A 9,530-nucleotide genomic window follows, 5' to 3' on the forward strand; every position below is an offset into this window, starting at 1 on the left:
GTGATCGGCGGCAACCGCGGGGTGCTGCACCGGCGGCTCTCCGAGTCACTCGCCGACATCAATACCGTGGTGCATTCCGACCTGACCCTCATCGACGCGGTGCGCATCCTGGTGGCCAACGGCCCGCAGGGTGGGCGCCTGGAGGACGTGCGGCAGACCGATACCCTCATCGCCTCGGCGGATATCGTCGCCGCCGATGCCGAAGCCTGTGGCCTGTTCGGGCATAAGCCCACGGACATCGAGATGATCATCGAAGCGGCGCGGCGCGGCCTGGGGACCCTCGATCCGGCGCGCATCCAACGGGTCTGAGCGTGCGCCTTCGCCATCTGCGCATTGCCGTTCAGCTGCTCTGCCTGGGCGTTTTTCTCCTGCTTTTCCTGCTCACCGAGTATCGCGGCGCCGACGTCCTTGTCTATCCCGTCAGCCTGCTGTTTCGCATCGATCCCCTGGCGGCTCTGGCCGACGCCCTGGCGCCCGGCGCCTTTGGTTGGGCCCTGTTGTGGCCGGCGCTGCTCCTGCTGCTGCTGACCCTGGTGCTGGGACGCTTTTTCTGTGGCTGGATCTGCCCCCTGGGCACCACCCTGGACGGTCTCGGTAAACTGGTCGGGCGGGGTTTGAAGACGCCGGCGCCCGGCTGGCGACGCTGCAAGTATTATCTTCTCATCCTGCTGGTGGTCGCGGGGCTGCTGGGCCTGCAACTCATCGGCCTGTTCGATCCCCTCGCCATTTTCCTGCGCACCCTCACCCTGAGTCTCTACCCGGCCTGGAACCTGACGGCCAACCACGCCTTCGAGTGGTTTTATCACCGGCAGCTGCCGGTCCTCTCGCCCCTGGCCGATGCCGTCTATCCCTTTTTCGACAGCTATCTGCTGGCTTTTCATCCGCCGGCCTTCACCCTGGCGGTGTTCACCCTGGCGGTGTTTTTCGCCATCGTTGCCCTGGAAAAAGTCGAGCGGCGTTTCTGGTGCAAGAATCTCTGTCCCCTGGGCGCCCTGCTGGGTTTGTGCGCCCGCCACGCCCTGCTGCGCCGCGAGCCCGAGGCGCCCTGTGCCGATTGCAGCGCCTGTCTGCGCGAATGTCGCGGTGGCGCGGTGGCGGGGCGCGGTCATCGCGGCGGCGAATGCCTGCTGTGCATGGACTGCGAGGGGTTCTGTCCCCAGGGGCGGGTGCGCCGGCGGTTCGGTTCGCCCAAAATCGGCCAGGGGGTTGATCTGTCAAGACGCGGCGTGCTGACCTCCCTGACCGCCGGGCTGGTCCTGGCGCCCGTGGCGGGGGGAACACCGGCGGTCTGGCAGCGGCATTCCTACCTGCTGCGGCCGCCGGGCGCGGTTGAGGAAAGTGAATTTCAGCGGCGCTGCATCCGCTGCGGCGAGTGCATGAAGGTGTGCATCGGCGGCGCTCTGCATCCCGCGCTCCTCGATGCTGGTCCCTTGGGCCTGTGGACGCCGGTGCTGGTGCCGCGCATCGGCTACTGCGAGTACAATTGCACCCTCTGCGGCCAGGTCTGCCCCACCGGCGCCATCCGTCGGCTGAGCCTCGAGGAAAAGCACAAGACGGTGATCGGCATCGCCTACTTCGACCAGAATCGCTGCATTCCCTTTGCCCGAGGTGAGGAGTGCCTGGTGTGCGAGGAACACTGCCCCACGGGCGAGAAGGCCATCGTCTTTGATGTGCGTCCCGTGCGGGTGGGCGAGGAGGAGCGGCTGATCAAGCTGCCGCGGGTGGTGCGTAATCGCTGCATCGGTTGCGGCATCTGCGAAACCCGCTGTCCGGTGGCGGGCGTCAGTCCGGTGCGCGTCACCAACGAAGGCGAAAGCCGCCGTCCCCATGATCCTTGGGCCTGACCGGGGAGCCTTGCAATTCGCAGGGATTGCGATACCTTGGCAGTAACGCAAACCTTCTGCCCGGGAGTGGCCATGGAAACCAACGAAAAGAAAGACGCCTACCGCAAGAAAATCGAAGCCCAGATCGAAGAGTGGGATGCGCAGATCGATGTGCTCAAGGCGCGCGCCAAGAAGGCCGGAGCGGAAATGCAGCTCAAGCTGGAAAGGCAGATCGAGGAGCTCAAGGCGCGGCGCGAGGATGTGCGCGGTCATTTGGCCGAGTTGCACAAGGCGGGCGATGATGCCTGGCATAAGGTCCGCGAAGGCCTCGACAAGGCCCTCGGCGAATTCAAGGGCGCCTGGGACAAAATCAAGGAACGCTTCTAGCGGCTGCGCGGGAATGGGCCGGGGTCTGCTGGCGAACCTGTTGTGCGTGGTGCTGCTGACGGGACCGGCCTTGGCCGACAAGCCGGAGCGCATTCTGATCGATGATTTTGCCCAGGGGCTGCGCCCCCAGTGGGAGGAAAAATCCTTTCGCGGGCGCACCGAGTATCAGGTCGTGGCCGACGGCGCGGGACATTGCCTGCTTGCGGAGAGCCACGCGGCGGCCTCAGGGCTGATCTTTCCCAAAACCTATTCCCTGCGGGATTATCCCTATCTGAGCTGGCGCTGGCGGGTGGACAACATCATTCCCGGCGGCGATGAGCGGCGCAAAAGCGGCGACGACTATGCCGCGCGCGTCTATGTGATCTTCCCCCATTGGCTGCCGTTGCGCACCCGCTCCATCAACTACATCTGGGCCAATCGTCTGCCCCAGGGCGAATTCGTGCCCAATCCCTTTTTCTCCGGCGCGGTGATGCTGGCGGTGCAAAGCGGGGATGCCCAGGTCGGTACCTGGCAGAGCGAGCGGCGCAACGTGCTGGAGGATTATCGCAGGATTTTCGGCGAGGAACCGCCGCTGGTCGGCGCCATTGCCCTGATGACCGATACGGACAACACCGGGCAGACAGCCGCGGCCTGCTACGCGGATCTCTGGATTTCGGCGCGTTGAGTGAGGGTTGTTCTCAGAGGTCGGCCATGCTGCGGATGCAGTTTCGTCCTTCGTTCTTGGCCTTGTAGAGGGCATCGTCGGCGAGGCGGATCAGGTCATCCACCGAGCCGACATGGGGATGGGGGGCGCAGGCCACGCCGAGGCTCACGGTCAGCCGATGATCGATCATTTCGCCGCCGAAACGCAGCTGGGTGGCTTCCTTGCGCACCCGTTCGGCGACGTGGAGGGCGCGGTCGAGTTCCGTTTCGGGCAGTATCAGGGCGAATTCCTCGCCGCCGTAGCGCGCCGCCAGGTCGTATTCGCGCAGATGGCGGCGCAGCAGACTGGCCATGTCGGTCAGTACCTCGTCGCCGGCCTGGTGACCGAAGGTGTCGTTGATTTTCTTGAAATGATCGATGTCCACCATGATCAGCGCGAAGGGCATCCCGGCGCGATCGCTGCGCTTGAATTCGCGCGCCAGGGTGTCCATCAGGTGGCGGCGATTGGAGAGCTTGGTCAGGGGGTCGGTGTTGGACAACTCCAGAAGCAACTGGTTGCTTTCCTTGAGGCTGTCCTGCAGGGACTTGATCTTGAGCTGGACCTTGACCCGCGCCACCAGTTCGCCCGGATCGAAGGGCTTGGTCACGTAATCGCTGGCGCCCAGTTCCAAGCCGCGGATCTTGTCCTCGCGATTTTCCTTGCCGGTCAGCATGATGACCGGAATATCGCGCAGTTCCTCGCGGGTCTTGATCATCGCCAGAAACTTGAAGCCGTCGATGCCGGGCATGTCCACGTCGCACAGCACCACGTCGACGGGCTGGGCCAGGATCTTCTTGAAACCTTCCAGTCCGTCGCCCGCTTCATGGTAGTGGCGGAACAGGGAGGTCTGCTGAAGGATGTCCAGAATATGCTGGCGACCGACCTTGGAGTCGTCGATGACGAGCAGGGCGTTTTCCATGAAGTGCTTTCGTGCGGAAGAATAAATTAATTTGTTTAAATTTTATTTGAGTCCCCAATTTTTGTAAAGAAAAAAACTTGGGGTGATTGGGGAAAATACCAAGGGTGTGGAATTTATTGAAAATAAAATTAATTGGTTTTTTTCGCCAGGAATTTTTCTTTCGTTGAAGCCGTGCGGGTTCTCGCGGCGCGCGACGAGGTAAGTCGATGGATAAGGATCCTTATGATTTCGCCGTCATCGGCGGCGGCATCGTCGGCCTGGCGACGGCATGGACCTTGGTGGCGCGGGGCCATGCCTCCCTGGTACTGCTGGAGAAGGAAGCGCGCCTGGCCGCGCACCAGACCGGCCACAACAGCGGGGTCATCCACAGTGGGCTGTATTATCGCCCGGGTTCCCTCAAGGCGCTGAACTGCGTCCGGGGCCGCGAGCAGCTCTATGCCTTTTGCCGCGAGCACGGTGTGGCGCACGAGGCGTGCGGCAAGTTGGTGGTGGCGGGACGCGAGGAGGAACTGCCGCGTCTGGATGAGTTGGAGCGTCGCGGGTTGGCCAACGGACTGGCGGACATCAAGCGCCTGGGGGCGGATGACCTGCGGACCTATGAACCCGGGGTGGTCGGGGTGGGCGGTCTTTACGTGCCGCAAACGGGGATCGTGGACTTCGTCCAGGTGGCCGAAACCCTGGCCGCTCTTGTTCGGCGGGGCGGCGGCGACATTCGCACCGCCTGGGAGGTCCGCCAGGTTCGGGATGTCACCGGCGTTTTCGAACTGGCGGGGCCCGCCGGGCGGGTGCGCGCCCGGTTTCTCATCAACTGCGGCGGCTTATTCAGCGACCGGGTGGCGCAGCTGTGCGGCCTGGCGCCGGAGCTGAAAATCATTCCCTTTCGCGGGGAATATTTCCGCCTGCGCTCGGCGGCGGCTCCCTTGGTGCGCAACCTCATCTATCCGGTGCCCGATCCGGCCATGCCTTTTCTTGGCGTGCACCTGACGCGCATGATCGACGGGCGGGTCGAGGCCGGCCCCAACGCGGTGCTGGCCCTCAAGCGCGAAGGCTACCGGCGCGCCAATATCAGCTTGCGCGATGTCGGCGAAATGCTGCTTTATCCGGGTTTCTGGCGGATGGCGAGGCGCTTTTGGCGGGTGGGCGTGCAGGAATATCGGCGTTCCTTGAGACCGCGCATGTTTCTGGCCGATCTGCAACGCCTGGTGCCGGCGCTGCGCCTGGAGGATCTGGCCGAACCCGGCGCCGGGGTGCGGGCCCAGGCCGTCGACCGGGCGGGGGATCTGATCGATGATTTCCACATCCTTTCGGCGCCGCGCATGGTGCACGTGCTCAACGCCCCGTCGCCGGCGGCCACGGCATCCCTGGCCATCGGCGCCGCCCTCGCCGAACGGGTCCTTGCGGAACAGGTCCGCTGAAACGAAAAACGCCCGGCGCGAGGCCGGGCGTGAGCTGGGGCAAACGTCGCGGGCGGCCGGTTATTCAACCAGCTTGCGGCCGCCGTGCTTCTTTAGTTCCGCCGCGGCGTGGCGCAACATGCGCTCGGTGGTTTCCCAGTCGACGCACTTGTCGGTGATGGACACCCCGTACTTGAGCTCGGCGAGGCTCTTGGCCATGGGCTGGTTGCTCGCGCCGAGATTGCTCTCGATCATCAGGGCGCAGATGGAACGGTTGCCGGAAACCACCTGCCCGACCACGTTGACCAGCACTTCTTCCTGGCGCTCGTGGTTCTTGTAGCTGTTGGCGTGGCTGCAATCGACCATGATCGCCTGGTTGAGGCCGGCCTTGGCGAGCATCTGCTCGGTTTTGACAATGTCCTCGGGAAAATAGTTGGGCTTGTCGTTGCCGCCGCGCAGCACGATGTGCACGTCGGGATTGCCCGTGGTCTGCACGATGGCGCTGCGTCCCTCGTTGTTGATGCCGAGAAAGCTGTGGGGATGCAGGGCGGCGCCCATGGCGTCGATGGCGATCTGCAGGTTGCCGTCCGTGCCGTTCTTGAAACCGACGGGAAAGGACAGGCCGCTGGCCATCTCGCGATGGGTCTGGGATTCGGTGGTGCGCGCGCCGATGGCGCCCCAGCTGATGGTGTCGGCGAGATAGTGGGGGGTAATGGGGTCGAGCATTTCCCCGGCCACCGGCAGGCCCAGCTCGGTAATGGCGCACAGCAGGCCGCGCGCCACGCCCAGGCCCTTGGAGATCTGATGGGTGCCGTTCAGGTCGGGATCGTTGATCAGCCCCTTCCAGCCGATGGTGGTGCGCGGTTTCTCGAAATAGACGCGCATCACCAGGAACAATTGGCCGGCCAGCTCACGGTGCAGGGGGGCGAGGCGCTCGGCGTAATCCAGCGCGGCGCGCGGATCGTGGATCGAGCAGGGCCCCACCACCACCATCAGGCGCGGATCGCGGTGGTAGAGAATGTCGACGATCTGCCTGCGAAACTCCGTGACATGCGCGGCGCCCCGCTCCGAGAGGGGAAAGACCTGCTTGAGGTCGTGGGGCGAGACTATGGGCGTGAGAGCTTTGACCTTGAGGTTGCTGGTGCGGAACATGGCGAATCTTCCCCCTGGGGTTCACGACTGTGGGGGCGGGTCGAAAAAACCCGCAAAGTGCGCTGAATTATGAATAGGGCACTTTACGCGATGGCCCGCATCTTTGTCAAACGTGCAGTGGCCTGGGCGAGACGCCGCGACGATTGACAGGCCGGGCGCCCTTCCGGTATAAGAAGCTATTTAATTTCAGCAATTTCCGCAAAATTGTGAAAGGTCGAGATCATGGATATGTTTGCTAGCCTGTTGGTGGCCGCGGCCCGCATCGTCAACCTGGCCATCCAGCTCTACATTTATGTGGTCATCGCCCGGGCCATCGTTTCCTGGGTGAGCCCCGATCCCTACAATCCCATCGTGCGCTTTCTCTACAATCTCACCGACCCGGTGCTCAACCGCATTCGCCGGGTGCTGCCGCTGCAGTTCGGCGGGCTCGACCTCTCGCCCCTGGCCCTGATCTTCGGTCTTTATCTGGTCATGACCCTGTTGAACACACTCATCCATCGCATCGCCTTCGGCATGTAACCCAGGGGTCTTTCCATGGCCATCACGCCTATCGATATCCAGCAGCACCAGTTCAAATCCCAACTTTTCGGCTATGACAAATCCGGGGTCGACCGCTTTCTCGAACTGGTCGCCGAGGAGATGGAGCGCGTGCATCGCCAGTACCAGGAGGTGCGCGAGGAATTGTCGCGCACCCGCGCCACCCTTGAGGAAATGCGCGAGCGCGAGGCGACCCTCAAGGAAACCCTCATGACCGCCCAGAAGGTCACCGACGACCTGCGTGCCAACGCCCGCAAGGAAGCCGAGATCATCATCGCCGATGCCCGAGTGCGCGGCGAGCAGATCGTCGGCGAGGCGGAAAAACGCCGCCTTCAGTTGATCGGCGAGATCCAGGAGGCCAAGCGCCAGAAGGTGGCCTTTGAAACCGGCCTGCGTAGCCTCATTGAAAGCCACCTGCGCCTGCTCAGTCTCGACACCCTGACCCTGCCCCCCGGCCCGCGGAGCGAGGGCCTGTTGGAAAATCCCGAGGGTTTGGAGGATTTTTCCGATCTGCTGGCCGAGGACGAGGTCTTGGACGAGGAGCCATGAGTCCCGTGCTCACGGAAACCGCCGAGGGCGTCGTCCTCGCCGTGCATGTCCAGCCACGCGCCTGCCGCAATGAAATAGCCGGACTGCAAGGCGGGGAACTGCGTCTGCGCCTCACCTCGCCGCCGGTGGAAGGCGCCGCCAACCAGCTCTGTTGTGAATTCCTCGCCAAGCTCTGCGGCCTGCCCAAGTCGCGGGTGGAGTTGCTCGGTGGGGCACGCTCCCGCCACAAGCGCCTGCTGCTGCGCGGCCTGTCCCTCGCCGAGGCGCGTCACGCCCTGGGCGGCGTTTGATTTTCCCCCGCGATTTTTTTGCCGCCCCCCGCCTTGACAAATTCCGGGGGGAGACATTACATTACCCGCAGACTTGTGAACCGTAGCAATAAATGGAGGTTTTTTCCCATGCCCATCTATGAATATCAGTGCAAGGCCTGTGGCGAGGTTTTCGAGGCCCGGCAGAAATTTTCCGATCCGCCGGTGCAAGCCTGCAAGCACTGCGGTGCCGGGGATGTCGCCAAGCTGATTTCCCAGACCGCCTTTTCCCTCAAGGGCGGCGGCTGGTATCAGCAGGGCTACGGCAATGCCGGCCAGCCCGCGGCCTGCGCCGCGAGCAGCGGCGGCGGTTGCGGCGGCTGTCCCAAGGCCGCCAACGAATAAAGTCAAAGAGAGTCATTTCATCTTCAAGGGGACGCTGAGGCGTCCCTTTTTTGTTGTGGCCGAGCCTGCCGTCGCGGCGCCTTTACATTCCGTGGGGGCTTGCGTATAGTTGCATTTTCCGGCGGGCCGTCGAGCCTGGCGCGTCGGTGGGATTGAACGATTTCAAGGAGGTAGCCCGACGTGGCACGGATAATCGATGGAAAGGCGATTGCCGCCGGCATTCGCGAACAGATCAAGGCCGAAACGGCGGAACTGAAAAAAAGCGGTGTGACGCCCGGTCTGGCCGTGGTGCTGGTGGGAGAGGATCCGGCCAGCCGCGTTTATGTGAGCATGAAGGAAAAGGCCTGCGCCGAAGCGGGCATCTTTTCCGACGAGCACAAGCTCTCCGCGGACACCAGCGAAGCCCAGCTTCTCGCCCTCATCGACCAGCTCAACCGGGATGAACGCATCGACGGCATCCTCGTGCAGCTGCCCCTGCCCGGCCATATCAATGAAACCCGGGTACTCGAAGCCATCTCGCCCCTCAAGGATGTCGACGGCTTTCATCCCTACAACGTCGGGCGCCTGGCTACCGGCAATCCCCTGTTTCAGCCCTGTACCCCCTACGGCATCATGAAGATGCTCGAGCACGTCGGCGCCGACCTCACCGGCAAGGACGTGGTGGTGGTGGGGCGTTCCAACATCGTCGGCAAGCCGGTGGCGCTCATGTGCCTGGCCAAGCACGCCACGGTGACCCTGTGCCATTCCCGCACCCGGGATCTGGCCGCCAAGGTGCGCGCCGCCGATGTGGTGATCGCCGCCGTCGGCCGTCCGGAAATGGTCAAGGGCGACTGGATCAAGGAGGGGGCCGTGGTCATCGACGTCGGCATCAATCGCGTGGGCGAGAAAAAGCTGGTGGGCGACGTGGAGTACGAAGCGGCCGCCCAACGCGCCGGTGCCATTACCCCGGTACCGGGCGGAGTCGGCCCCATGACCATCGCCATGCTTCTGCAGAACACTCTGGAAAGTGCCCAGCGCCGCGCTCGTCGCTGAGACAAATCCGCCGGTCCGCTGCATGCGCGCCGGCGTTTTTTTTAGCTGTGCAGCAGGCACGGCAGGACGCGACGGCATCGCTTGCGGCAAAAACTCGCCTGCGGCTCAGGCATTTGCCGCGGCGCTCAACCGCCGCGTCCTGCCGTGCAGACGGGCATGGGTGCTGAATCGATTCCATTTTTTTGGGGGGCAAGACCTGCATGATCATCAGCCGACAAAAGGACAAACGCGACCTGCTGCGTCATCTCGACGGCAAGCACAAGCTGTTCCTGGTCGGCTGCGGCGCCTGCGCCACGGCCTGCAAGGCCGGCGGCGAGGACGAACTCTTCCAGATGCAGGAATGGTTGGCGCTGCACCAGCGCGAGGTGACGGGCAGCCTGGTGATCGAGGAGGCCTGCCACA

General features: G+C 63.6%; 12 protein-coding genes and 1 pseudogene. 11 read left to right on the forward strand and 2 right to left on the reverse strand.

Features of this window, described 5'->3' with window-relative positions; genetic code table 11:
* From QAT43_RS12145 to QAT43_RS12160, 4 genes are all read left to right on the forward strand, one after another.
* A partial coding sequence (locus tag QAT43_RS12145; protein WP_305043347.1) for a DUF362 domain-containing protein occupies positions 1-309 on the forward strand: 309 nt, incomplete at its 5' end.
* Positions 310-311: 2 nt separating this feature from the next.
* Complete coding sequence (locus tag QAT43_RS12150) at positions 312-1,844, forward strand: 4Fe-4S binding protein (protein WP_305043348.1); 1,533 nt, start codon at positions 312-314, stop codon at positions 1,842-1,844.
* A gap of 72 nt (positions 1,845-1,916) precedes the next feature.
* Positions 1,917-2,210, forward strand: coding sequence for a hypothetical protein (locus QAT43_RS12155; protein ID WP_305043349.1), 294 nt, complete (start codon positions 1,917-1,919; stop codon positions 2,208-2,210).
* Between the two features lie 13 nt (positions 2,211-2,223).
* Entirely contained in the window at positions 2,224-2,874 is a 651-nt protein-coding gene (locus QAT43_RS12160) for a DUF3047 domain-containing protein (protein ID WP_305043350.1), read from the forward strand.
* Between the two features lie 13 nt (positions 2,875-2,887).
* Here the strand turns inward: QAT43_RS12160 and QAT43_RS12165 are convergent, their stop codons facing one another.
* On the reverse strand, positions 2,888-3,811 hold the full coding sequence (locus QAT43_RS12165; protein WP_305043351.1) for a diguanylate cyclase: 924 nt from the start codon (positions 3,809-3,811) through the stop codon (positions 2,888-2,890).
* Positions 3,812-4,017: 206 nt separating this feature from the next.
* Here QAT43_RS12165 and lhgO point away from each other — a divergent pair, with 206 nt between their 5' ends.
* Complete coding sequence (gene lhgO / locus QAT43_RS12170) at positions 4,018-5,226, forward strand: L-2-hydroxyglutarate oxidase (RefSeq protein ID WP_305043352.1); 1,209 nt, start codon at positions 4,018-4,020, stop codon at positions 5,224-5,226.
* 60 nt (positions 5,227-5,286) lie between these two features.
* On the opposite strand, the gene QAT43_RS12175 is transcribed toward lhgO, so the two are convergent.
* Positions 5,287-6,357 carry a 3-deoxy-7-phosphoheptulonate synthase gene (locus tag QAT43_RS12175; protein ID WP_305043353.1) on the reverse strand — a complete coding sequence of 357 codons (1,071 nt, stop codon included), beginning with the start codon at positions 6,355-6,357 and terminating at the stop codon, positions 5,287-5,289.
* Between the two features lie 222 nt (positions 6,358-6,579).
* Between QAT43_RS12175 and QAT43_RS12180 the strand changes: the two genes are divergently transcribed.
* The 6 genes and pseudogenes from QAT43_RS12180 to QAT43_RS12205 all read left to right on the forward strand — a co-directional run.
* Positions 6,580-6,876, forward strand: coding sequence for a YggT family protein (locus QAT43_RS12180; RefSeq protein WP_305043354.1), 297 nt, complete (start codon positions 6,580-6,582; stop codon positions 6,874-6,876).
* 15 nt (positions 6,877-6,891) lie between these two features.
* Positions 6,892-7,443 carry a DivIVA domain-containing protein gene (locus QAT43_RS12185; RefSeq protein WP_305043355.1) on the forward strand — a complete coding sequence of 184 codons (552 nt, stop codon included), beginning with the start codon at positions 6,892-6,894 and terminating at the stop codon, positions 7,441-7,443.
* Complete coding sequence (locus tag QAT43_RS12190; RefSeq protein WP_305043356.1) at positions 7,440-7,733, forward strand: DUF167 domain-containing protein; 294 nt, start codon at positions 7,440-7,442, stop codon at positions 7,731-7,733. Before QAT43_RS12185 ends, QAT43_RS12190 begins: the two co-directional genes overlap by 4 nt.
* Before the next feature lie 108 nt (positions 7,734-7,841).
* Positions 7,842-8,096 (forward strand): FmdB family zinc ribbon protein, encoded by a 255-nt coding sequence (locus QAT43_RS12195; RefSeq protein WP_305043357.1) that lies wholly within the window; start codon positions 7,842-7,844, stop codon positions 8,094-8,096.
* 180 nt (positions 8,097-8,276) lie between these two features.
* A complete protein-coding gene (folD, locus tag QAT43_RS12200) occupies positions 8,277-9,128 on the forward strand; it encodes a bifunctional methylenetetrahydrofolate dehydrogenase/methenyltetrahydrofolate cyclohydrolase FolD (RefSeq protein ID WP_305043358.1) in 852 nt (283 codons plus the stop codon).
* Between the two features lie 200 nt (positions 9,129-9,328).
* Positions 9,329-9,530: pseudogene (locus QAT43_RS12205) on the forward strand (methylenetetrahydrofolate reductase C-terminal domain-containing protein); the annotation flags it as partial.

The organism is Geoalkalibacter sp. (assembly GCF_030604225.1).
Classification (GTDB): Bacteria; Desulfobacterota; Desulfuromonadia; order Desulfuromonadales; family Geoalkalibacteraceae; genus Geoalkalibacter.

Excerpts from the sequence above, each read along its gene's own strand:
- QAT43_RS12155 (WP_305043349.1), top strand. The coding sequence starts at position 1,917 with ATGGAAACCAACGAAAAGAAAGACGCCTACCGCAAGAAAATCGAAGCC.
- QAT43_RS12160 (WP_305043350.1), top strand. The coding sequence starts at position 2,224 with ATGGGCCGGGGTCTGCTGGCGAACCTGTTGTGCGTGGTGCTGCTGACG.
- QAT43_RS12165 (WP_305043351.1), bottom strand. The coding sequence starts at position 3,811 with ATGGAAAACGCCCTGCTCGTCATCGACGACTCCAAGGTCGGTCGCCAG.
- lhgO (WP_305043352.1), top strand. The coding sequence starts at position 4,018 with ATGGATAAGGATCCTTATGATTTCGCCGTCATCGGCGGCGGCATCGTC.
- QAT43_RS12175 (WP_305043353.1), bottom strand. The coding sequence starts at position 6,357 with ATGTTCCGCACCAGCAACCTCAAGGTCAAAGCTCTCACGCCCATAGTC.
- QAT43_RS12180 (WP_305043354.1), top strand. The coding sequence starts at position 6,580 with ATGGATATGTTTGCTAGCCTGTTGGTGGCCGCGGCCCGCATCGTCAAC.
- QAT43_RS12185 (WP_305043355.1), top strand. The coding sequence starts at position 6,892 with ATGGCCATCACGCCTATCGATATCCAGCAGCACCAGTTCAAATCCCAA.
- QAT43_RS12190 (WP_305043356.1), top strand. The coding sequence starts at position 7,440 with ATGAGTCCCGTGCTCACGGAAACCGCCGAGGGCGTCGTCCTCGCCGTG.
- QAT43_RS12195 (WP_305043357.1), top strand. The coding sequence starts at position 7,842 with ATGCCCATCTATGAATATCAGTGCAAGGCCTGTGGCGAGGTTTTCGAG.